General features: G+C 46.2%; 7 protein-coding genes. 5 read left to right on the top strand and 2 right to left on the bottom strand.

Going from position 1 to position 26,450, the window contains the following annotated elements:
• The first annotated feature begins 28 nt into the window (after positions 1-28).
• The 5 genes from MSG35_RS12930 to MSG35_RS12910 all read left to right on the top strand — a co-directional run bounded on the left by MSG35_RS12930 (position 29) and on the right by MSG35_RS12910 (position 6,148).
• Positions 29-1,093 (top strand): HlyD family secretion protein, encoded by a 1,065-nt coding sequence (locus tag MSG35_RS12930; protein ID WP_248384139.1) that lies wholly within the window; start codon positions 29-31, stop codon positions 1,091-1,093.
• A 3-nt stretch (positions 1,094-1,096) separates the two neighbouring features.
• On the top strand, positions 1,097-2,647 hold the full coding sequence (locus MSG35_RS12925; RefSeq protein ID WP_050648613.1) for a DHA2 family efflux MFS transporter permease subunit: 1,551 nt from the start codon (positions 1,097-1,099) through the stop codon (positions 2,645-2,647).
• 276 nt (positions 2,648-2,923) lie between these two features.
• A complete protein-coding gene (locus MSG35_RS12920; RefSeq protein WP_248384138.1) occupies positions 2,924-4,513 on the top strand; it encodes a response regulator in 1,590 nt (529 codons plus the stop codon).
• The gene (locus tag MSG35_RS12915; RefSeq protein ID WP_017060508.1) at positions 4,507-4,839 is read left to right on the top strand and encodes an Hpt domain-containing protein; all 333 of its coding nucleotides are present in this window, start codon (positions 4,507-4,509) and stop codon (positions 4,837-4,839) included. Before MSG35_RS12920 ends, MSG35_RS12915 begins: the two co-directional genes overlap by 7 nt.
• 412 nt (positions 4,840-5,251) lie before the next feature.
• Entirely contained in the window at positions 5,252-6,148 is an 897-nt protein-coding gene (locus MSG35_RS12910) for a sigma-70 family RNA polymerase sigma factor (RefSeq protein WP_048612578.1), read from the top strand.
• Between the two features lie 205 nt (positions 6,149-6,353).
• Here the strand turns inward: MSG35_RS12910 and MSG35_RS12905 are convergent, their stop codons facing one another.
• Together MSG35_RS12905 and MSG35_RS12900 are read right to left on the bottom strand one after the other, a co-directional pair.
• Positions 6,354-6,707: a hypothetical protein gene (locus MSG35_RS12905; protein WP_172379086.1), complete on the bottom strand. Its 354-nt coding sequence runs from the start codon at positions 6,705-6,707 to the stop codon at positions 6,354-6,356.
• A gap of 195 nt (positions 6,708-6,902) precedes the next feature.
• A partial coding sequence (locus MSG35_RS12900) for a tandem-95 repeat protein (protein ID WP_248384137.1) occupies positions 6,903-26,450 on the bottom strand: 19,548 nt, incomplete at its 5' end.

The following is a 26,450-nucleotide window of genomic DNA, read 5'->3' as shown; positions in this document are numbered from 1 at the left end:
TAAATAAAAACAAAATGAGAAATAAAAAATGACAGAGAACAACAACGCTTCGCAATCAGTAAGCACAAAAAAACGTAAAAAAGCTCCGCTTATTGCTACTGCGATCATGCTGTCATTGGGTTTAGCCGGTGCTGGGTACTGGTACGGTTATGGCCAGTACTTTGAATCTACCGACAATGCCTACCTACAAGGCGACATCACGAATATTAGCCCTAAGGTGTCTGGCTATATTGTTAAGTCTTACGTGAGTGATAACCAATCGGTTAAAGAAGGTGATTTGCTGGTTCAAATCGATGACCGTGATTACCAGTCAGCACTCGCTCAAGCAAACGCCCATTTAAGCGTCGTGCAATCAGACGTCAAAAATCTAGTGGCGCAACAAACGTTACAACGTAGCAAGATTAATCAAGCAGAGAGCCGCGTTGATTCTGCACAAGCTGAATACGAACGCGCAACTCAACAAGTAGTACGTTCTCGTAGCTTACTAAAGCGTAACTACGCGTCTCAAGATGAAGTCGACAGCATGGTCGCACAACAAAAAGTGACTCAGGCAGATTTAGAAGAAGCAAAAGCAAACCTCGTTGCAACCAATGATCAATTAACCGTTATCGCTAGTGAGATTGAGCAAGCAAACGCATCCGTGACCGAAGCTCAAGCCCAGAGAGATCAAGCACAGCTTAACCTGGATTACACCCAAGTTTACGCGCCAGCAGATGGCGTGATTGGTAAACGTAGCGTACGTGAAGGCTTGTTGATTCAAGCAGGTGCACCACTTATGAGTTTGGTACCAAACAACCAAGTGTGGATTGAAGCCAACTTCAAAGAGACACAGCTAAGTGGCATTCACAAAGGCCAAACGGTTGAAGTCGAACTGGATGCGTTCCCGGGTCAACCGCTTGAAGGAGTGGTAGACAGTTTCTCCCCTGCGACTGGCGCTAAGTTTGCGCTCCTACCACCAGAAAACGCGACCGGAAACTTCACTAAAATCGTTCAGCGTGTACCGGTGAAAATTACGATTCCAGATCAGCAAGAGTTGAAAGGTCGACTGCTTCCTGGTTTGTCTGTGGTAGCGACCATCGATAAACGAGGCTAGACCATGAGTAACGCTGGGGTTGTCACCCAAACGAATGACGATGGAGAGGTTTCAAGACGCCATTGGATCGCCCTATTTGGCGGCTTAATCGGCGCGTTTATGGCGATCTTGGATATTCAGATCACCAATTCGTCTCTCAAAGATATTCAAGGTGCGCTGTCTGCCACCTTGGATGAAAGCTCGTGGATTTCTACGTCTTACCTAGTCGCAGAGATGATCGCTATCCCACTCAGTGGTTGGCTTTCTAAAGCGCTCGGTAAACGCCGTTATATCACGTGGACGACAGCCATCTTCACCATTTCATCTTTGTTATGTTCGTTCTCTTGGAACATGACCTCGATGATCGTATTCCGCGCGATGCAAGGCTTCAGTGGTGGTGCTTTAATCCCGCTTGCTTTCTCGCTGGTGATTCAGTTATTGCCGGTCAACAAGCGCGCTGTGGGTATGGCACTGTTTGGTGTAACCGCGACCTTTGCTCCATCGATCGGCCCTACCTTTGGTGGTTGGCTGACGGAGAACTTCTCGTGGCACTATATTTTCTACATCAATATTCCGCCTGCTTTGCTCGTGATCACCATGATCAGATATGGCTTGGACGATGAAAAGCTCGACCTTGGCACGCTTAAAAAAGCAGACTGGTTTGGTATCGCCACCATGGCATTAGGGCTAGGTTGTTTGGAAGTGGTACTAGAAGAAGGTAACCGTGAAGAGTGGTTCAGTTCGAGCTTTATTGTTGGCTTGAGTATCGTCTCTGCTGTGAGTTTGGTTTACTTCGTGATAAACGAACTTCAACACAAGAAGCCATTGGTTAACCTGCGGCTATTGCGGGATGGGCAGTTTGCGATGTCCTGTATCGCCTATTTGATTCTAGGGATGGCGTTGCTTGGCTCTATCTATGTTCTGCCGATGTATCTCACTCAAATTCAGCAATATAACGCGATGGAAATTGGTGAAGTATTAATGTGGATGGGTTTCCCACAGCTGCTGATATTCCCAATTGTGCCTAAGCTAACACAGATTATTAAGCCTAAGTACTTGGTTACCTTTGGCTTCGCGATGTTCGGTTTTAGTTGTTACGTAAATACACACATGACAATCGATTTTGGCGGACAACAGCTAATTTTATCCATGGTTCTGCGTGCTATTGGTAGTCCGTTCATCATGGTTCCGCTGTCTTTGGTTGCCATGAAAAACATCAGTAAAATGGATACACCAGACGCATCAACGTTAACCAACGTGATGCGAAACTTAGGTGGTGCTTTCAGCATCGCGATTATCGCTACGCTATTGGATAACAAAACCCGTGAGCACTTGGCACACATCAAGGAATCGTTACCTTCCGTGAGTCAACTTGGTTGGCAGACGCTTCAGCAACAACAAGCGTTTTTCATTCAGTCAGGAAGTGATGCGGCAACTGCAATGCAACAAGCGCAAGCAAGCTTGCTCGGCACAATGCAACGTGACGCTGCCATCATGGCTTACAACGATGTGTTCTTAATGATGACGGCGTTCTTGGCCCTAGCCGCGGTGTTGATTCTAAACATGCGTGATTAGCGCTGGAGTTTCGGTAAATAAAGCTTCAAGCAAAGAACAACATTTCGAATAAAAACTCGAATAATAAAACAGAGAGGTGAGCTTATCGGTTTGCCTCTTTTTTATTTCTAAAACACGTATAACCCCACAAAAATCAGGTAAAAGTAACCTGCGTTTGAAGGATTTCATAAATGTTTTAATTACCAATAGTTTATTGAGTGTTTGTATGTGATATAGGCACCTTGACAATGTGCAACTTGACACCTAGATTAAAAATAACATTTGGTATTGAGGAAAATGGATTTGACCTTACCACCTGACCTACGAGTTTTAATTGTCGACGACTCCAAGAGTGCAACTATTCTTATAAAGCAGCAACTCTCGAGCTTGGGCATTTCACATGATTGCATCTTTATTGCGACCGACTATCGACAAGCCATTAAAGCAGTCGAGACACACTCTTTTCATGTACTCCTCATCGATTACCACTTAGAACAGTCTTTTACTGGCTTTGAGCTGTTGGGGATTCTGTATCGAAATCGCCTCATCGATCATACGGTGGCGACAATCTTACTCTCTGGGGATATGCGTCAGGAAACAGTATTAACCGCCCTTTCAGGTGAAGCACACCACTTCGTATCTAAACCAATTAACACTCAAACGTTGGGTAAAAAGATCCAAAGTGCCGTGTCCGTTTCAAAGAAGCTCACCCAACTGAATGATTTGTATCCCATTGCCAGTCAAGAGAGATTAGCTCAATCTTTGGCGATCTCCCCTAATGGCACTAGCGTCCAATTCGAAGCGACATTGATTGAACATTTAATAGCAGGTAAAAAATGGCAGTTACTCGCTAGCGTCATTAACAACTCGAAAACCAACATGCACCCAACAAAATTGGTGGCTGAGGCACTCATTCTCGACAGCTTAGGCAAGCCAAATTTAGCCATAGATAAGCTCCACAATTTTCTAATAGCACAGCCACTTTCTTTGAGCGTGATTGACTGCTTAAGCTGTATCTATGAAAAACATAAAATGCTGCTGCCTGCTCTTAAATTAGCGATTCGTGCATTTGAGATGACTCCCAGCATCAGCCATCGTGCAATCAGGGCGATCGACTTAGCTGAGAACGCAGATAACACACATATGATCATAAAGTTAGGTGAGATGTATGCAACCCACATTTCAGCTGCTGACATTGATGTCATCCATTCCATTGGTGCGCACTTTAATTCCTTAAAAGCAACGTATCAGCGCGAGACGCAACTAAAGTACAAACGTATTTTGCTTGAGCACGCCAACCAATTCACCGAGTTGGTAAACCTGAAACTTCCAGTTAAACAACAGCAGCAAGTTTTGGCCAGCCTCGCCCTATTTCAGAGCAGCATATTGCTCATCGAAAATAGCCCTCAGGTTGCCCACAAAAAAGTGATTAGAGCTTCGACACTGTTAGCGAACAATTTCCACAGCCAACCGACTTACTTGCTCACTCAGTTATTACCCGTGCTCGCCCACTTTGGTGAGTACTCTCTTTATCATTTAACAGTGGAATGTCTCAAATCTCGTGGAGAAGCCGTAAATCACCAACTTGAGTCCAAAAATGTCGACCCTTCAACGTGTATAAACATTGAAAACTTGGGTTCGATCCAAGAAATAAAGGACTACATTCACAGTTACCCATATTCAGTTGCTGCCAAACTTGACTATATATACGCCGTCAATAAAGCTCATATAGATGAGAAACTTAGCGACGACTATCTAGAAGAAATCTTACAGTTAGAACTTCCTCCAAAATGGAATCAATGGATTAGTGATTCATCAAGGTATGGTTTTTCCACTAAGCCGCCTAGCCCATTTTCAACATTCAGCCGACAGGAGTCCACATGCTAGACTTTGATGCTTTAAACGCCTATTTAGACAATGACAGAGACGTCATTTACGCCGTTTTGTCTACATATCAAGAAGACCATGGCAATTCGCTACAAGAGATCGAAGAGTTGGTTCAACAACAAGATTGGGGCAAACTTCATTTTACCGTGCACACCTTAAAAGGCATTTTAGCCAGCTTTGGTGAAGAAACGGCCACAGTTGCATTGGAAAGAGTAGAACAAAACACACTCAATAAGCTTGCGCCGCAAGATGATGATCTTTCGGTTATCTACAGCGAAATGAAGATCATTAATCAGCAAATTGATGAGGTTCTTAGCACTTATTAATCGATAGTATTAAAACGTGCGTGGCGATACTTAACAGCCGACACAGCTAAAAGAGTTGAGGTACTTAGAAACATTGAACCTCGACTCTTACCATTTTTCTCATCATTTCCCCTCTCAATTATAGTTCTAAACCACACCTATAAATTCACGTCATTTATCTAGACAAACCAATGCATAACACATGTTTTATAAACTAGCCGCCTTAATGTTTTAAATGAAAAACCAACACACTGGATGAGATGCAAAATAGTTAAATATTTGTAGATCTTTTTGTGACATAAACATACGAAATTGCATTTTATTTATTGGTAAAGAAGAAACTGTTATCTACACTCTAATGAAACCAAGCGTTAATCACTTGGTGGCATAATAATAAAATAAAACGTTCAGTCGGCTAGATAAGGACAAGGAAATGAACAACGATAGTTTTGCTGCGTTTCAGGGGCTCACGGATGAAACACCCATTACCGAATCATTTTCTACCAGTGCAGATCCTTATGCTCATTATCTAAAGGATATTGTTGGCATTGATCTGCTGTCGCGTGAAGATGAAGTGTATTACGCAAAATTGAATCGCGCGGGTGATAAAAAAGCGCGTGATGTTATGATCGAATCAAACCTGCGCCTTGTTGTGAAAATCGCAAAGAGTTACCTAAAGCGTAAAGGCAATAATTTCACCCTGCTCGACCTGATCGAGGAAGGCAACATTGGCTTAATTAAAGCCATCGACAAATACGATCCAGAACCAGGTTATCGTTTTTCAACCTACGCTGTCTGGTGGATACGCGAAAACATTGAAGCCGCACTGATGAACACGGGTCGAACCGTTCGATTGCCAGCCCACGTGTGTAAAGAAATAAACAGCCTCGCCTCAAAAAAGCTCGATGTAAGCAAAAAAATGAGTAAAGAGGTTTCAATTTCTGAGTTATCAGACAGTTCAGGTGTTAAGGCCGAACGCGTCGATCAACTGGTGGCGTTAAGTGGGTTTATTGACGTGACGACAACGGTTGGAACTAGCCATGCTCCTATGGTGCTTGATCAATGCGAAAGTGAATATATCCCCGACCCTCAACAAGACTGTGAAGATCAATCCTTTACCCAAGCTCTAGAACAAATCATCCATACACTTCCTCCAAAATTACAAAAGGTGCTAATCCACCGTTTTGGTTTCTTTGATAACAACGTGAAAACGCTGTCTGAGGTCGGACAAATGTTGGATGTAAACGTTTCTAACGAGCGTGTTAGACAAATGCAGAAAGAAGCAGTCGAGAGAATTCAAAAACGACTCAAATTTGATGGTTGGGTGTAAGTCGTAACCCAGTTGAAAATAGCGTTAAACCAAAACAGCAACGTAATTAAAAAAACAACGGAAGTAAAACAAAGAACCTTAAGGGTGAGCCTCAAAGCTTGCCCTTTTTGTTTGCCTAATTTGCTAGAAAAACAGAAAGATCTTAAGCACACAAACCCAAAGTCGCTAATGCCTAATGGCAAAGGAAAATTGCCACAGCATTAACTTACCTTAGAGAATTGACTCGCTCACTGCGCAAAATGAGATAATTGATATAAGTGGTTTCAAGACAATCTTGTTCCCACACTGATAAAATCCGTTTGGCCGCAAAATAATAATCTTTGTTTCTCAACAGCATCCCAACGGTGCGGCTAAGCTTTTCAAATCGAACGTGATCGCTCGCAGAGATGTAGTCATCTTCACTTTCAATAATGGGTGCTAAACCATCAGCAAACCAATTATTCAATATTTCTCGCATCTCTAATTCAGACTCAGGCACATCCACACTCGACAATTCTCGATGTTGAGGCGGCGGCACTATGTACTTCGACGCTTGCGGTGAACTGACATAACGATACATGCCCTCACTCCTTTTTAACTCTCTCTATAGTAACTAAGAACATTCTTGTGGATTCTCAAGTTTTTTGAAGCCAAAGAATGAATCTCAGGGACAAATAAGAAAGCCATGCAAAGGTCACTCTACATGGCTTTGCTCAGGGCAACTTTACGCTGCCCTATCTACTTGTCGGTTTAGACTAAAACTAAGCTCTCTCGATTAAATCGAGCTTTGGTCGAAGTCGTTGCCTTGATCAGTTCCAGTTTGAGAATCTGAATCGAAGCTTCCAGAGTCGTCCGTGAAGTCAACACCTTGGTCTTGACCTCCCGCACTTGTCCAGTCGCTGCCACCAGATTCCATACCCGCCATGTCCGGTTGCTGTTCTTGCGTAGAACCTTGCATGGTGTATTGATCATCGACCTCAACTTCAACAGAACCGCTAGCTCCGTCTATTGAGCTACCCAATTCGTCGTAACCTTGGAATTGGATCTCGCTAGTACCTTCGTAACCTTCTGGTAGTTCGACAGATACAGGCTGCTCTAGGTTGCCACTGATTGTGAAGCTACCATCACCGTTATCCAGTGCGTTACTCACAGTAGCGCCCTCAGGTAAGCCAGACATATCAGCGTAATCAACCGATTCGTTACCACTCACCTCATCAGGAATCGAGATAGAGATGGTATCGCCCGGTGCCGCTGTTACATCTGCTGTACTGTCTTCAGTTTCAGCATCTTGAGCTTGGTCATTAGCTTGTTGAGCCACTTCCACTTGTTGCTCTTCTGTTGCTTGAGCAGCTTGGACTTGTGGTTCATCACTTTGTACTGAATCATCCTCAACTTGGATACTTAAGCTGTGACTTGATACTTCACCGCCGTCGTTAACTTCAACATTCATCGCTAAATTGCCATCGAAGTCTTCGTTCGGCCAGTAAGTCCACTCACCTTCGCCTGATTGGGCAAAGAAGCCAGCATCGTTCGCGTCTGCAACATCAACAACTTGTGCAGAATCACTCACGCCCAACTCACCCACCAGCTGTGCATCCGTGATAGTTAATGAACCATCATCAGCTAAGGCATAACCTTCGCTCGCCGCTGCTTCATCGCCACTTTGGATATCCACATTGAAGAAGCTTTCGATGCGATTCTCGCCATCGGTCGCTATAAATCCAACTTGAACATCGCCGGTGTAGTCTTCAGCAGGTGTGAATTGATAGTTACCTTGGTTATCGCTCTCAATTACGCCCTGACCTTCCATCAAGCTTACTGACTCAATGCTCAAGCTATCGCCTTCTGCATCGCTCAGGTTCGCTAACATGTCTTCGTCAGTGAACGATAAGGTGGCATCCGCTGCGATTTCCGTAGTCGTGATGCTGTTAACTTCTGGTGCTGCATTCTCTTGTGAGTCGCCTTCTTTCACGACTACGCCAGTTTGCTCATCATGAAGCACGCCATCTTTATCAACCACGTAAGCAATGTCTGCTTCGCCAGTAAAGCCTGGTGCTGGTGTGAACGTCCAAGTGCCATCGCCATTATCGACAATCTCACCTTGGCTGCGGTCGGCAAGATGAACCAGTTTTACTTCATCATCACTGTCAGCATCCACATTCTCAGCCAAACCAATTAGGTCGTCCGCCGTTAGGATGATGGAATCACCCGCTACAGTTTCGAAATCACCTGAATCGATACCATCATCAAACGCTTCCGGCTCATCTCCGTAATCAACCGTTGTTGCGCTTACGGTTACGAAGAACTCACCATGGAAGTCTTCAGGCGGCGTCATTTGAATGTTTGAGATATCCCAGTCGAACAGGTCGATGTATTGACCCGGTTCGGTGATTATCACGGTATTCACACCATCTGTTACCTCGAATCCAACAGGGAAACCTGTCATCACCAAGTTACTTAGTGTTTCTGAATCATCGACTAGGCCAACGTTCAGTCCCAAGTGACCTGTTTCATCTTCACCGAAGACTAATGGACCGTCATGGTCGGTTGAAATAACCGCGCCATCTGCGACAGGACGTACGTACACAGGAACATCGAGAACCGTTTCGAACTCACCGTCACTCACGACAACTTGTAGGTCAGAAACACCCGCAAAGTCGCCTGTTGGTGTGAATGTCCAAGTACCATCACCGTTGTCTGTTACTTCTCCGCCATCTTCACCGTCTGCGGTGATAATGCGAGAAACAACAAGGTCAGCGGTATCAATGTCACCGAACAAGTTCATCAAGTCGCCAGCATCGAAGGTGAACGCGCCATCTTCGTCTGTGGTCATCATTGCATTGCCGACATTGAATGGTGCGTCGTTAACCGGAATGACATCCACATTCAGCGAGCCATCAACCACTTCTTCACCGTCAGTAGCTTGATAACCCAGTTCTACTAAGCCATTAAAGTCTTGAGTAGTCACTAAGTGATACATGCCGTCTGGTTGCTGAGTTAAGGTCGCATTCGCTGGAGCTCGTACTGTGATGCTCTCAATGCTGATCTCGTCGCCATCAAGGTCTGTCACTTGATCCGCGATGTATGCTGGGTCAATCACCATGACCACATCTTCTTCGCCTTGCATCTCAATCATTGGCGCTTCAGGTGCATCATTGACTGGCGTAACATCGATGTTGCCGTCGACTGAAATTGTCTCTTGGCCATCGCTAACGTTAAACGTCATTGGCACATCGCCATTGAAGTTTTCGTTTGGTGTAAATGACCAAGTACCATCTTCGTTATCTAGCAACTCACCCAAGCTAGGGTCGATTTGTAGACCAGAAGCTGACAGCTCGTCTGCGGTGTTATCGATGTCGGTAGCTTGAGCCAACAACATGTCTTGTGTGATAAGAATGGTGCTGTCTTCGGCTGTAGTTAGTTTCACATCCTCAGATTCAGGTCCATCGTTCACGGCCAGAACTTCGATTCCTGCCGTTGTTGTTGCCGTTGCACCGTCATCATCGGTCACAACCACATCTAGGCTGATATCACCATTAAAGTTCTCGTTTGGCGTGAAGGTCACAGACCCATTATCGTTTTGAACCAAGGTGCCGTCAGAGCCTGAGTAAGTCACGCTTTCAAGCGACACTTCACCATCAACGTCCGAGCTATTAGCAATTAACTGCTCAGGGCTGATTGTGATGGTGCCATCTTCGTTCATTTGGTAAGACGTAGAACCCGCTACTGGTGCATCGTTAACATCCGTTACCGTCACACCAATATTGGCATCGACTGTCTCAGTGCCATCAGTCACTGTGAAGCCTAGGTTGACATCGCCATTGAAGTTCTCGTTCGGAGCAAAGCTGTAAGTGCCATCACCATTATCAGTGAACACACCTTCTGCGCCCGTGTAAGACACATCCGTAATAGACAAGTCATCGCCGTCAATGTCTGCAGCGCCTGCTAGTAGGTCTGCATCCGTGAAGATTAGCGTTCCATCTTCCTCGACGGTGAAGCTTTGGTCAGCCGCTGTTGGTAAGTCATTAACAGGGTTAACCGTTAGTTCGACGCCAGCTTGAACCGTTTCAAGGCCATCTGACACATCGAAGCTTAGGTCTATGTCGCCGTTGAAGTCAGCATCCGGAGTGATAGTAAATGAACCATCATCGTTCGCTGTTACAGCCGCATTGTCGCCTGCAGATAGGTTGCTTGCGATCAGTGCATCACCATCAACATCGGATGCGTTAGCCAGCAACTGCTCTTGAGATAACGTAATTGAACCATCTTCATCAACCGAGTAAGCCACGTTTCCAGCCACTGGTGCGTCGTTAACTGCAATGACTTCAATACCAGCGGTAGTCTGAGCCGTTGCACCGTCGTCATCAATAACCGTCACATCAAGGTTGATGTCGCCGTTAAAGTTTTCGTTTGGTGCGAACGTTACCGAACCATCTTCATTTTGAACCAAGATACCGTCTGCACCTGAGTAGCTAACGCTATCAAGCGACACTTCACCGTCCACATCGGAGCTATTAGCAATCAACTGCTCAGGGCTCAATGTGATGGTGCCATCTTCGTTCATTTGGTAAGACGTTGCGCCTGCCACTGGAGCATCATTAACGTCTGTTACCGTTACGTTGATATTTGCATCAACCGTCTCTGTACCGTCAGATACTGAGAAGTCCAGACTTACATCACCGTTGAAGTTCTCGTTTGGTGCAAAGGTGTAAGTGCCATCGCCATTGTCGGTAAACACACCCTCTGCGCCAGTGTAAGAAACATCGGCAACTGAAAGCTCATCACCATCAATATCAGAAGCACCCGCTAGCAGTTGCTCGTCTGTAAAGGTAAGTGAACCGTCTTCTTCAATGGTGTAAGCGACATCTTCTACAACCGCGATGTCATTCACTGGATTCACAGTAAGGTCGGCCGTTGCAACAACCGTTTCAGTACCATCAGAAAGGTCGAAGCTAAGGTCAATATCGCCATTGAAATCGGCATCCGGTGTGATAGTAAATGAACCATCATCGTTTGCCGTAACGGTAGCGTTATCACCCGCGGTTAGGTTCGCAGCGGTAAGGTCATCGCCGTCCACATCCGATGCTTGAGCAAGCAGTTGCTCTTGGCTAAGAGTGATTGAACCATCTTCATCCACTGAGTAAGCCAAACCGCCAGATACTGGAGCATCATTAACCGCGATAACTTCAATACCCGCAGTGGTTTCAGCCGTTGCACCCTCTTCATCAGCAACGGTCACATCTAGACTGACATTACCATTAAAGTTTTCATTTGGTGCGAAGCTGTAAGTACCATCGCCATTGTCGGTAAAGATACCGTCGGCACCTGAGTAGGAAACATCGCTAACGGATACATCACCCTCAATATCTGAGCTGTTTGCAAGAAGCTGTGCATCAGAAATAGTAATCACGCTATCTTCGTCAACGCTGTAGGTCGTTGAACCTGCAACCGGTAGGTCATTGACGGCAATCACGTCGATGCCAGCGGTTGTTTCAGCTGTTGCGCCATCTTCATCCATAACAGACACATCAAGGCTGATGTCACCGTTAAAGTTTTCGTTTGGCGAGAAGGTGTAAGTACCATCACCATTATCAGTGAACACACCATCTGTGCCGCTGTAGCTTACATCGCTAACAAACACTTCCCCTTCAACATCTGAGCTGTTCGCCAGAAGTTGCGCATCGCTTAGGGTAATGCTGCCATCTTCTTCAATACTGTAAGCGGTAGTTCCAGCAACCGGTACATCATTAATTGGCACAACTTGAACATCAATATTTGCCGATACAACATCCGTACCGTCACTAACATCGTAAGTTAGGTCGACGCTGCCATTGAAGTTCTCATTTGGAGCGAAGGTGTAAGTGCCATCACCGTTATCCGTAAACACACCTTCGGTGCCTTCGTAGTTAACAGATTCAACAGAAAGGTCGTCGCCATCGATATCCGTTGCACCAGCGAGTAACTGCTCATCAGTGAAGGTTAATGAGCCATCTTCATTGATGGTGTGGTCATGGTCGTAAATAACCGAAAGGTCATTAACTGCTGTTACGGTAACGTCAAGTTCCGCAGGCGTAACCCCACCGTTGCCATCGTCCACGTTGTAGCTAATGGAGAATTCACCGTTGAAGTTCTCTTCCGGTGTAATGGTGTAAGTACCGTCACCATTGTCAGTGATAAGCGCGTTCTCAATGGAAACATCTCCAACACTTGGTTCGTTACCCCCCGTATCACCAGAATCATCACCTTCATCGCCAGTTAGCAACTCAGAGATATCAATGCCGTTTTCATTCGCAAGCGCTTCTTCTGCCGTTGGCAAATCGAACGCATTTTGAGTGCCGACATCTTGGCTTGGAACAATGATGCCATTCACGATATCGAATACATGCCAGTGGTCACCTGATGGGTTATCAGATAAATCCGGGCTGAAGGTTTCAACCAATGTATCGCCTACAAACACCTGAACTTGTACATCTTCAACACCATCTACATCCCAACTTCTGTTGGTGTAGTTGTGTACTGAATAGTGCATGTCAGCATCTTGGTAGTTTGGAATGGTAATGGTTTCAGGACCATGGCCATTTACATCATCCACATCTTGTTGAACAACATTACCTTCACCAAGATCATGGCTCATGTCGCGGTAGTAAATATGGTCTAGCTCATTGCCATTCTCTGTATCGTACAACCATAAGTGGTTATCCATATCTCGAGGGCTTTCACCCCAAGTCACCACGATACGCATATCTGTTTCTTCAAGTACTTCAGATATCGCGGTTACGCCACCATTCACATCTTCGCCCGCAGGGACAAGGAAGCTGTTAGTAATAGAGCCTTCTTGCTCAATGGTGACCGTACCTTGGTCAACGACTGAACCTGTAACAGAGTAATTTCCTGAGTCATCCGTTACTGTGGTGTAGCTATTGCCAGCGCTGTCGGTCAGGGTGACTTCTGCACCAGACACTGGATTACTGGTTTCAGCATCCAACACAGTGCCAGTTACGGTTGTTTCATCACCCTGCTCTCCAATAATTGCGGTCATGTCATCGTCTTCGATGTCAGTCGCGAATTGTAGGAGCTCTTCTTGAGTAATGGTGTATGAACCATCTTCTTCAATGGTTATCGCAACATCAGCAGAAACAATTGGCGCGTCGTTCACTGGGTCAACGGTTAAGCCTAAGTTAGCGGCAATTGGAGTGTCGCCATCGCTGATGCTGTAGGCAACATCGATGTAGCCATTAAAGTTTTCGCTTGGAGTGATTGAGAACGTGCCATCGCCATTATCGACAATCGTTGCATCGTCACCCACTAAGGTTAAGTCGGAAGCGACAAGGTCATCGCCCTCAATATCAGCGGCATTCGCAAGTAGCTGCTCCTGCGTGATAGTGATGACATTATCTTCATCAACGTTCGCGTAAACATCAGATGTCGTTGGCAAGTCATTGACTGGGTTTACCGTCAGATCGGCGTTCGCCACAATTGACTCAGTACCGTCCGAAATATCAAAGCTTAGGTCGATATCACCATTGAAGTTAGCATCCGGCGTTACCGTAAAGGTGCCATCGCCATTATCAACAACGGTTGCATTATCGCCTGCGCTTAAATTGCTTGCGGTCAGGTCATCGCCATCCACATCAGAGGCTTGAGATAGCAACTGCTCTTGAGTCAGAGTAATCGAACCATCTTCATCAATGCTGTATGCCAAGTCACCCGATACTGGTGGATCGTTAATTGGAAGAACATCAATACTTGCGTTGGTGGCTACTGTCGCACCGTCTTCATCTGTCACCACTACATCGAGGCTAACATCGCCATCGAAGTTTGCGTTCGGTGCAAAGCTGAATGTGCCGTTGCCGTTGTCAGTAAAGATACCGTCAGCGCCTGTGTAAGTAACACTATCAATCGCCACTTCACCTTCAATATCCGAAGAGTTCGCCAACAGTTGCTCTGCACTGATGGTGATAACTTCATCTTCGTTGACTGAGTAGCTGGTTGAGCCTGCGATTGGCGGATCGTTCACCTCAAGTACGGTGATTCCCGCGGTGGTCGCTTCTGTTGCCCCTTCTTCATCGGTAACAACAACCGCTAAGCTCACATCACCATTGAAGTTCTCGTTTGGCGAGAAGGTGTAAGTGCCGTCACCGTTGTCTTCGAACACACCGTCACTGCCAGTGTAAGTCACGCTATCAATCGCAACCTCACCTTCAATATCTGAAGAGTTGGCTAATAGCTGTTCGTTACTGATCGTGATTGAGTTGTCTTCATGCACAGTGTAAGACGTGCTACCCGCCACTGGTGGATCGTTCTCAGGCGTCACGCTCACATCAATGTTGGCTTGAACCGTATCCGTGCCATCTGACACATCAAAGCTGAAGTTCACATCACCATTGAAGTTCTCGTTTGGCGCAAAGCTGTAGTTCCCGTCACCATTGTCGGTAAGCACACCATCAGCACCCGTGTATGTCACACCTTCGACTGTTAGGTCATCACCTTCAACATCCGTCGCACCCGTTAACAGGTCAGCGTCAGAGAAGTTAAGAACCCCATCTTCACCAATAGTGAATGCTTGATCTTGTGGCTCTGGCGCATCATTGACAGGTGTTACCGTCAAGTCTAGGCCAGCAGCGACCATGTCCTCTCCATCGGTGACATCGTAACTAAATTCGATATTACCGTTGAAGTTTTCACTCGGTGTAATGGTGAAACTGCCATCGTCGTTCATTTGAACGGTCGCATTTTCATCATTGGTGGTTAGGTTGATTGCTGATAGGTCATCACCATCAATGTCGACAGCGTGCTCTAGCAACTGCTCTTGAGTTAGCGTGATGCTGTTATCTTCGGCTGTAACGGCACTGATATCACCATCAACTTCTGGAGCATCGTTCGCTGGCGAGATGTGAATCGTCACGTCTTGCGTAGCTGTTGCGGTTGTACCGGTATCAACATCTGTTGATGTTGCATTCACAGTTAGAACCACATCACCATTGAAGTCACCTGAAGGGATAAACTCTAGCCCTTCTAGCTCGCCTGGTTGCAATGACCAAGTGCCATCACCGTTATCAGTACCTGCAGAAAGCGAGCTGCCTTCTGGCACGTCTTCAATCAAGATAGCAAGATTTTCTGAGCCATCGGTATCGGTTAGAGCGGCATCAATATCGAGTGGTACAGGTGTATCTTCGGTACCAATGATTTGGTATTCCGCGTCAGACACTGTGATTTCGATGTTGTCGATACCAAACGATTCGTCATTAACGCTTTGATTCAGGGTTGAACCGAAGCCAAGTTCAAGTTGGCCGTCTTCAACGGGTACCGTTAGGTTGATTTGGTGTGCTTGGTCATTCCAACCACTGAAGCCCTCACCTTGCGATACGCCGTGAACCACTTCGCCGACTTCATTTCCTTCTGAATCGTAAAGCGTTGTTGTGCCATCTTCGGTACGGAACGCAGAATTATCTAATGTCGTTAGCTCTTCGCCACCAACAAAGATTTGGAACGACTCACCATCCCAAGAGTCAATTTCGTAGAAGCTAAACGAGATATTAACTTCGCTCACATCACTTGGAATGTCGTAAGTTTTGCTGACGGCTTCATCACCGCCCGTTCCACCAATACGACCTAGCATGTCACCCGACTCGAAGCCTTGAGAGCTTTCTGTGCCTGTATTCCAACCGTTCGAGCCAGACTCGAAGTTATCGGAAGCAATCACCAAGTCAGACGCAATCGACAGCTCTGGCATATCAACCACAGATTGAACATCAATTGTCGCTTCTGCTGGTACTGTCGCTGTACCGTCATTCACGTCGAACGTCACATTCACATTGCCGTCGAAGTTGTCATTCGGTGCGAATGTATAAGTACCGTCACCGTTATCAACCAAAGTACCGCTATCTGAAGCCACATTTTCAACCGATAGGTTATCGCCATCAATGTCGCCCGCATTTTGCAGCAGTTGTTCTTCAGTGAAGGTAAAGCTGGTGTCTTCTTGAGTCACAAATTGTGGCTCACCGACTGTTGGCAAGTCATTAACTGGGTTAACCGTTAGGTCAGCCGTTGCTTGAAGCGTCGCATCACCATCGGTAATGTCAAAGTTCAAATCAATGTCGCCATTGAAGTTAGCATCTGGCGTGATAGTGAAACTACCATCATCGTTTGCTGTAACTGTCGCATCACCACCAACAGTTAAGTTAGCCGCTGTTAAGTCATCGCCGTCAACATCACTCGCTTGAGCAAGTAATTGCTCTTGGCTCAACGTAATTGAACCATCTTCGTCCACGCTGTACGCCAAGTCGCCCGATACCGGAGCATCGTTCACAGGCAGAACATCAATGCTTGCGTTGGTCGCTACAGTTGCACCATCTTCATCAGTAACGACAACATCCAGGCTTACATCACCATCGAAGTTCGCGTTTGGTGCGAAGCTGAATGTTCCATCGCCATTGTCAGTAAATATGCCGTCAGCGCCTGTGTAGTTAACGCTATCAATCGCCACTTCACCTTCAATATCAGAAGCATTCGCCAACAGTTGCTCTGAACTAATGGTGATAACTTCGTCTTCGTTCACTGAGTAGCTGGTTGAGCCTGCGATTGGTGGATCGTTCACCTCAAGAACAGTAATACCCGCGGTGGTCGCTTCGGTTGCGCCTTCCTCATCGGTAACGACAACATCTAGGCTCACTTCGCCGTTGAAGTTTTCGTTTGGTGAGAAGGTGTAAGTACCGTCACCGTTGTCTTCAAAGACACCATCAGCGCCAGTGTAAGTCACGCTATCGACTGCCACTTCACCTTCAATGTCTGAAGAGTTAGCGAGTAACTGTTCGTCGCTAATTGTGATTGAGTTGTCTTCATGAACTGTGTAAGACGTGCTCCCCGCAACAGGCGGATCGTTCTCTGGTGTCACGCTGACATCAATGTTGGCTTGAACCGTATCCGTGCCATCTGACACATCAAAACTGAAGTTCACATCACCATTGAAGTTCTCGTTTGGCGCAAAGCTGTAGCTTCCGTCGCCATTGTCAGTAAGAACACCGTCGGCACCTGTGTAAGTCACACCTTCAACCGATAGGTCATCCCCATCGATATCGGTAGCACCCGTTAGCAGGTCTTCATCTGTGAAGTTCAAGACACCGTCTTCGCCAATGCTGAACGTTTGGTCTTGAGGTTGTGGTAAATCGTTAACTGGATTCACCGTTAGGTCAGCGGTAGCAACAAGAGTGTCTGCCCCGTCGCTAATGTCGAACGTTAGGTCAATGTCGCCATTGAAGTTCGCATCTGGCGTAATGGTAAAGCTACCATCATCGTTAGCAACAACTGTCGCGTCTCCATCAACCATTAAGTTAGAAACAGTAAGGTCGTCTCCGTCTACATCGCTAGCTTGAGAAAGAAGTTGCTCTTGGCTCAAGGTAATTGAACCATCTTCCTCTACGATGTATGCCAAGTCTCCTGATACTGGAACATCATTGATTGGTAAGACATCAACCGTAATATGAGTATCAACTTGAGCGCCGTCTTCATCTTGAATGGTCACATCCAACTGGACTTGGCCGTTGAAGTTTTCATTCGGTGCAAAGCTACATGTGCCGTCACCATTGATTGAGAAGATTCCGTCTGGACCGTCGTAGTTGATCTCAACAAGTTGTACGTCACCTTCAATATCAGAGGCGTTCAGCAGAACCTGAGACTCATTAAAGGTCAGTACCGAGTCTTCATCGATAGTGTAAGACGTTGGGCCAGCAACTGGCGGATCGTTCACTTCTAGAACCGTAATGCCCGCAGTTGTCGATACAGCTGCATCGTCTTCATCCACAACAACCACATCAAGGCTAACTTCGCCATTGAAGTTCTCGTTTGGAGAGAAGGTATATGTGCCTTCACCGTTGATTTCTAGAACACCGTCACTGCCACTATAGGTAACACTATCAATCGCTACTTCCCCTTCAATATCTGAAGAGTTCGCTAGCAATTGTTCGTTACTGATCGTAATGGAGTTGTCTTCATGAACGGTGTAAGACGTGCTACCCGCCACTGGAGGGTCATTGTCTGGCGTCACGCTGACATCAATGTTAGCGGTTACCGTATCGGTACCATCTGATACATTGAACGAGAAGTTTACATCGCCATTGAAGTTTTCGTTTGGCGCGAAGCTGTATGTACCATCGCCATTATCGGTTAGAACACCATCTGCGCCAGTGTAAGTCACACCTTCAACGCTTAGGTCGTCCCCTTCAATGTCCGTCGAACCTGTTAATAGGTCTTGGTCTGTGAAGGTTAATACACCATCTTCATTGACTGTAAATGCTTGGTCTTGTGCTTCTGGACCATCGTTCACTGGTGAAACCGTTAGCTCTAGATTGGTAGAGACAACATCATCACCATCAGACACATCAAACGTAAAGCTAACATCGCCATTGAAGTCAGCATCTGGCGTTAATGTGTAAGTACCATCACCGTTATCTGTGATAGTTACACTGTCGTCATCAGTCGCTAAGTTAAGCGCTGTTAGTTGGTCGCCATCTAAATCACGAGCATTAGCTAACAAGTCTTCTTGCGTAATGATGATAGAACCATCTTCTTCCACTGTTGCTGCAACAGGAAGTGCTTCAGGTGCATGCTCAATGTGTGCGCCTGTCGCGTTAATGTAAATGGTTTGGGAAACCGTTTCAGAATCATCATTCGATAGCTCTGTTGCGGTTGCGGTTACATGTACTTCAAGCTGCTCATTGAAATCTTCTGGTAACTGGATTTGTAGTGAGTTTTCGATAGCCGTTGTCGGTAAGTTCACCGTACCATCAGGGCCAACCGTCACTTCACCACTGTAGATTTGGCTGTTCACTTCACCGACATCGATTGTGAAATTGAAGTCTGAATAGTCAGCATCACCGCCGCCATACAAATCTTCAAATCCGTAAACGAGCTCGCCATCTTCATTAACCGTCGTGCGAGTATGCTCGATACCATCTTGGTTTAGCTGAGAGCTTGAACCACCATGGAAGATCGCATCACCATTCTGCCCTTGAACTACAGTTTCAGTGCCATCGGCAGCAACAAATACAAGTTGAGGATCAACCGTATCCATGTTCGCTGGCGAACCATCCGCTGCGCGGAACTCGTACTGACCTTCCTGCATCGCGTCAAAGTCATTGTGCTGATGTCCGTTTGGAATCAAGAACAGGTTGAAACTTTCACCTTCTTCAACTTGGAAGCTGAACTGGTCTTGTCCTGGAACAAGGTCACCGCCGCCACCAACTTGTGATGCATTTTCATAGACAACTTCAACACCCGTGATATTACCGTCTTCGTCAACTTTGTAGTAACCCGCTGCGTTTTGGTAACCTGCCGTTTCACCTTCAAACGTTACTGTAATTTCAGTGTCGTTGTAACTGGTGATACCGTTCTCTTGGTCATTCAGAACGCCTTCGTTATCGTATTGAATAACCGAACCTTCTGGCACACCATCTACGGTTACGGTAAGTGTTTCAGACAAGTCTTGGTCGACAAGCGCCGCTGCAATGTTCAGTTCAACAATGCCGCCAGGCTCAACCAAAATAGCTTGGTCATCAACGTTAACGCCGTCGCCATCGGTTATCACAAGATCCGGCGCATCCGCGACCGCTTCAATATGAACGCTAAGGTCTTGTTCTACCTCGTCAGTGCCGTCGGTAACCGTAAAGCTGAACTCTAGGTCACCACTAAAGTGCTCTTCAGGAACGAAGCTAAACGTGCCGTTACCATTGTCGGTGACTGTACCTTCATCACCAGAGTAATTGATGCTGGTAACGCTAAGGTCATCGCCATCAATATCAATCGCACCACTCAATAGATCTTCTTGAGTGAACAGGATGCTGCCATCCTCTTCGATGTGGTACATGCCTGGGGCAACAATTGGAATGTCATTCACCGGATTCACGGTCAATGTCATGTCATTGGCGGTACTGAGTTCACCATCACTCACTTCATAGGTGAATGCGATATCACCATTGAAGTTTTCCGAAGGTGTCACTGTGTAAGTACCATCGCCATTATCTACGATACTTGCATTCGGATCGTTGGTTTCTAGCGCGCTCGCAAACAGCTCATCACCATCTTGGTCACTCGCGTTCTCCAGCAACATCGCTTGTGTAACGAGAATTGAACCATCTTCGTCGACATCCGCAACCATTGGTGTTGCTTCTGGCGCATCATTAACGAACTCAACTTTTAGGTCGATGTTTGCGGCAACCACATCAGTGCCATCGCTCACATCAAACGTTAAGTCAACATTGCCGAAGAAGCCCTGCTCTGGCGTTAATGTGTATGTACCATCACCATTGTCTGTCACATCTACCGTATCACTCGCACTTGTCACGTTCAGTACGGAAAGCTCATCACCTTCAACATCTGTCGCTTGTGCTAATAGTTCAGCTTCTGTAATGGTGATCGCTTGACCATCTTCCGTTGTGAAAGACATGTCTGGAACGTCTGGTGCATCATTGATTGGGTTTACGGTTAGGTTAAGGTCAGCTGCAACAGTTTCGATCGCGTCAGTGACATCGTAAGTAAATTCAATCTCACCAAAGAAATCAGCACTTGGTGTAATAGTGAAGCTACCGTCTGGGTTTTCTACAACAACCGCATTTGGATCGTTGGTCGCAAAGTTAACCGCTTCAAGGTTATCACCATCGACATCCGTTGCATTCGCTAACAGATCCTCTTGAGTGATAGTGATTGAACCATCTTCATCAACAGCGGCTTCAATTGGACCGCTAACTTCAGGGCCTTCGTTGACAATTTCAACGTCTACTCTTGCAGTACTTGGTGCGCTTGCTTGACCGTCACTGATATCGAAGGTCAGGTTCACTTCACCGTAGAAGTCCTCTGCAGGTTCGAAGGTAAAGGTATTATCACCATTATCCGTTAACGTACCTTGTGTTTGGTCTGCAAGTAATAGGTTTTCGACATGAAGAATGTCACCATCAACATCGGTCGCGCCAGACAATAGGTCTTTCGCTTCGATGATCATAGAGCCATTTTCAAGCATTTGGGTGTGCAATGGTTCGCCCGGAACCGGCACATCATTAACAGGTACAACGGTCAGATCTAGATGGGTTGCAACTTCATCGGTGCCATCGAATACCTTGTAATCAATGTCGATTTCACCATTGAAGTTTTCATTCGGCATGAAGGTAAATGTACCATCACCATTGTCGACTAAATCACCGTCATCACCACCGTAAGTGATGTCAGAAATAGACAGCGCATCGCCTTCTACATCTGTAGTGTTCGACAGTAAATCCTCAGCACTGAACGTAATACCTTGGTCTTCGTCTGTCGATAGAACCATTGGACCAGAAACGATTGGCGCATCATTCACCGACTCAAAGTTGATGTTAATGATGTTGTCATCAGTCAACTCACCATCAGAAACTTGGTAACCTAGCTCAATTTCACCGTAGAAGTTTTCATCTGGTGTCACCGTCCAAGTACCATCGCCGTTGTCAGTCAGTGTTGCATGCTCTGAGTTTTCACCCACCAGCTCAAGATTTTGAATATCAAGATCATCGCCATCGATATCTGATGCTTGTGCCAGTAACTGTTCTTCTGTAATCACAACAGAAGCAAATTGAGCAGAACCTTCAGTATCGACAGTAATATTAGGAAGATCAGCCGTTAGCTCAATTTCGTTGTCACCGGCATGGATGTTCAGTTCAACCGTTTCAGTAATTTCTGAACCGTCTACACCAATCGATGTGAACACGGCTTCATCATGACAGGTTTGTGACACTGTCATGTTTTGAACAACATAAGTACCATTTCCTTGAACTGTACCGAGTTCAAAGTAAGACACTGGTTGGTCAACCGTTAACGTGTAGTCTGTCTCGAAAGTACCACGGTCTTCTTTGTGGTAAGTCATCGAGTCAATTAGGTCACCGTCCTCATTGAACGCTTTGATTTCTACTTCCGTAAAGTGACGCGATTCTTCCATGAACCAACCACCTAAACCATCTAGGTGGAAACTGATTTCATTGATGTCTTGACCTTCAACTGAAATAGTCAGTTTTTCATCACCACTCAACCCTTGGCGATCGGTATCACCAAGGCCGTGGCCTATGTGGGTGTTACCATTCCAAGCACCAAGCGGATCATCGTTACTTTGAACCGTAACCGTTAAATCACCATCCGAGAACTCACGAGTGTATGGGTCAACTTCTGTACCCCAATCGTCTACGCTAGCGTTATCGTCGAAGGTACCAATTTGCGTAGTATGTGTGCCTTCAGCAAGAGCCCCCTCACTTGGAACAAAGCGTACTTCTGTATCAGCCGGTACTTCTTGCCCTACTTCCAGCACCACCCACTCATCATTAACATTCGCTTCAATGATGCCGTTTTCTGGCGCTTGGTCTAAACGCAGTGCAGGTTCTTCACGAAGCGTCACACCAACCGTTTGGTCTTCTTGCGCTTGTATGAAGATCTCTTCGCCCGCATCTGGCGCATCATTAACTGGATTAACCGTTAGATCGAGTGTGGTCAGAACTTCATTGTCACCATCACTGATGCTGTATGTGAAGTCCAACTCGCCATTGAAGTTTTCTGTGTGCGTGATGGTGAATGAACCATCGTCATTAGCAACAATTGTCGCGTCAGGGTCGTTGGTTTGAAGATTAGATGCCGTTAACTCATCACCCTCAACGTCAGTAGCATTCGCAAGCAACTGTTCTTGAGTAATAGTGATTGAATTATCTTCGTCGACTTCGGCTTCAATACCGGACGTTTCAGGGCCGTCATTGACAGCAATGACATCAATGCCCGCTGTGGTAGTCGCCGTTGCACCGTCTTCGTCAACGACGACAAGATCTAGTGAGATGTCTCCGTCGAAGTTTTCATTTGGCGTAAAGGTGTAGGTGCCATTACCGTTATCAACGAACGAACCATCGTCACCAGCGTAAGTAACGCTCGATAGAGCAACATCACCCTCTACATCTGAAGAGTTCGCTAATAACTGTTCATCACTGATCGTGATTTGGCCATCTTCTTGAACTGTATAAGCTGTCGAGCCCGCTACAGGTGGATCGTTCTCCGGCGTTACACTTACATCAATATGGGCGGCTGTTGAACCCGTGCCATCAGAAACATCAAATGAGAATTGAACATCACCATTGAAGTTCTCGTTTGGTGCAAAGCTGTAAGTGCCGTCACCATTATCACTAAGAACACCATCAGCGCCCGTGTAGAGCACGTTTTCAATCGACAGCTCATCACCATCAATATCTGACGCACCTGCAAGTAGGTCAGCATCGGTAAATAGTAACGTACCGTCTTCTTCAATCGTGAACTGTTGATCTTGCGCTTGTGGCAAGTCATTCAACGGGTTCACTGTGATATCAAGACCAACTTGAACCTCACCACCATCGTTATCGATGATATCGAAACTCAGGTCGAGGTCGCCGTTGTAATCAGCGTCTGGTGTAATGGTGTAGCTACCATCGTCATTTTGTTGGATGGTTGCGTTTTCATCGGTCGAAAGGTTAATAGCTTCTAGGTTTTCGCTATCAATATCACCAGCTCGCGCCAACAACTGATCTTGGCTTAGTGTGATTGAGCTGTCTTCGTTGATGGTGTAAGCCAAATCGCCCGATACTGGTGGATCGTTAATTGGCAGTACATCAACATTAATCAGTGTCTCTACCGTCGCACCATCTTCATCTTGAATGGTCACACCCAATTGAACCTGACCATTGAAGTTTTCGTTGGGTGCAAAGCTACATGTACCATCACCATTTACAGTGAAGATACCGTCTTCCCCATCGTAATTGATACCGACTAGTTCTACATCACCTTCAACATCAGAGGCATTCACTAGAATCTGAGATTCGCTGAACGTCAGTACCGAATCTTCATCAATGGTGTATGACGTTGGACCTGCGACCGGTGGATCATTCACTTCTAGAACGGTAATGCCCGCGGTGGTCTCATCAATCGAACCGTCTTCATCAGCAACAATAACGTCAAGGCTGATATCGCCACTGAAGTTTTCATTAGGAAGGAAGGTATAGCTGCCATCGCCGTTATCTTGGAACACACCATCAGTGCCACTGTAAGTCACAGTATCAACCGACACCGCACCTTCAATATCCGAAGAGTTAGCTAGCAACTGTTCATCAGAAATTGTGATGGCATTGTCTTCATTGACCATGTATGAGGTTGAACCCGCAACTGGCGGATCGTTCTCAGGAGTCACACTCACATCAATGTTAGCGCTGACTGTTTCTGTGCCATCAGACACATCGAAACTAAAGTTCACATCACCATTGAAGTTTTCATTTGGCGCAAAGGTATAAGTACCATCACCGTGGTCGGTCAGTACGCCATCACCACCTGTATAGCTAATACCTTCAACAGTTAAGTCGTCGCCATCAATATCGGTGGCACCGGTAAGTAAGTCGGCATCTGTAAATTGCAGCGTACCGTCTTCTGCAATACTGAATTGTTGGTCTTGAGGAACCGGCAAGTCATTAACTGGGTTAACAGTAAGATCGGCGGTTGCTTGAACCGTGTCAGTACCATCAGTGATGTTGAATTGAATATCAATGTCACCATTGAAGTTCGCATCTGGCGTAATCGTGAAACTGCCATCATCGTTAGCTACAACCGTCGCATCACCACCAACCGTTAAGTCGCTCGCGGTTAGGTCTTCACCTTCAACATCAGACGCTTGAGACAACAGCTGATCTTGGCTCAGTGTGATTGAACCATCTTCGTTAACGTTGTAAGCCAAATCACCCGATACTGGCGCATCATTGATTGGCAGTACGTCAACATTGATGACGGTTTCAACCTCTGCACCATCTTCATCACGAATGGTGACATCAAGCTGAACTTGGCCATTAAAGTTCTCATTTGGAGCGAAGCTACAAGTGCCGTCACCATTTACTGAGAAGATACCCTCAGGACCATCGTAGCTAATACCAACAAGCTCAACATCCCCTTCTACATCTGAGGCGTTAAGCAACACTTGAGACTCACTGAAGGTCAGTACTGAGTCTTCATCAATGGTGTAAGACGTTGGGCCTGCAACCGGCGGATCGTTCACTTCAAGAACATTGATGCCCGCAGTCGTCGCGTCGGTAGCACCATCTTCATCAGCAACAACCACATCCAGTGCAATTTCACCGCTGAAGTTCTCATTTGGCGAGAAGGTGTAAGTGCCGTTACCATTGATTTCGAGGACACCGTCGCTACCAGAGTAAGTCACGCTGTCTATCGATACATCACCCTCAATATCTGAAGATGTTGCCAATAGTTGTGCATCAGAAATGGTAATCGAGTTATCTTCATTTACGGTGTAAGACGTTGAACCCGCAACTGGCGGATCGTTCTCAGGAGTCACGCTAACATCAATGTTTGCAGACACCGTATCGGTACCGTCTGACACATCGAAGCTAAAGCTCACATCACCATTGAAGTTTTCGTTTGGAGCAAAGCTATATGATCCCTCACCCAAGTCAGTTAGTACGCCATCAGTACCTTCATAAGTGATACCTTCAACCGTCAGGTTATCACCTTCAACGTCTGTAGCGCCTGTTAACAGATCCGCGTCTGTGAACAGTAAAGTACCGTCTTCTGCAATACTGAATTGTTGATCTTGAGGTACTGGCAGGTCGTTTACTGGGTTAACGGTTAAGTCTGCAGAGGCTTGAACGGTATTGGTGCCATCTGAGATATCGAAGCTGATATCGATGTCACCGTTGAAGTTCTCATCTGGCGTGATGGTGAAGCTGCCGTCATCGTTCGCAACGACTGTTGCATCACCGTCAACCGTAAGGTCGCTGGCTGTCAGGTCATCGCCTTCCACGTCAGAGGCTTGTGATAGCAGCTGCTCTTGACTTAGACGGATAGAACCATCTTCATCGATTGAGTACGCGAGGTCACCCGATACAGGCGCATCATCAACGGCTGTTACGCTCACATCAATGTTAGCTGATACCGTATCGGTGCCGTCTGACACATCGAAACCGAAGTTTACGTCGCCATTAAAGTTTTCATTAGGAGCGAAGGTGTACGTACCATTACCGTTGTCGGTCAAGATACCGTCACCACCGTCGTAGGTCACACCTTCAACCGTAAGGTTGTCACCTTCGATGTCTGTAGCACCTGTTAATAAGTCAGCATCGGTGAAGATGAGCGTACCATCTTCTTCAACACTGAACTGTTGATCTTGAGGGACTGGTAAATCGTTAACTGGGTTAACCGTAAGATCTGCAGAAGCTTGAACCGTGTTGGTGCCATCTGAGATATCGAAGCTGATATCGATGTCGCCGTTGAAGTTCTCATCTGGCGTGATGGTGAAACTGCC

This window comes from Vibrio sp. 1CM23M (genome assembly GCF_023161755.1).
GTDB classification, from domain to species: Bacteria; Pseudomonadota; Gammaproteobacteria; order Enterobacterales; family Vibrionaceae; genus Vibrio; species Vibrio coralliirubri.
Note: the sequence above shows the minus strand (reverse complement) of the source record. Positions and strands in the feature narration are given on the sequence as shown.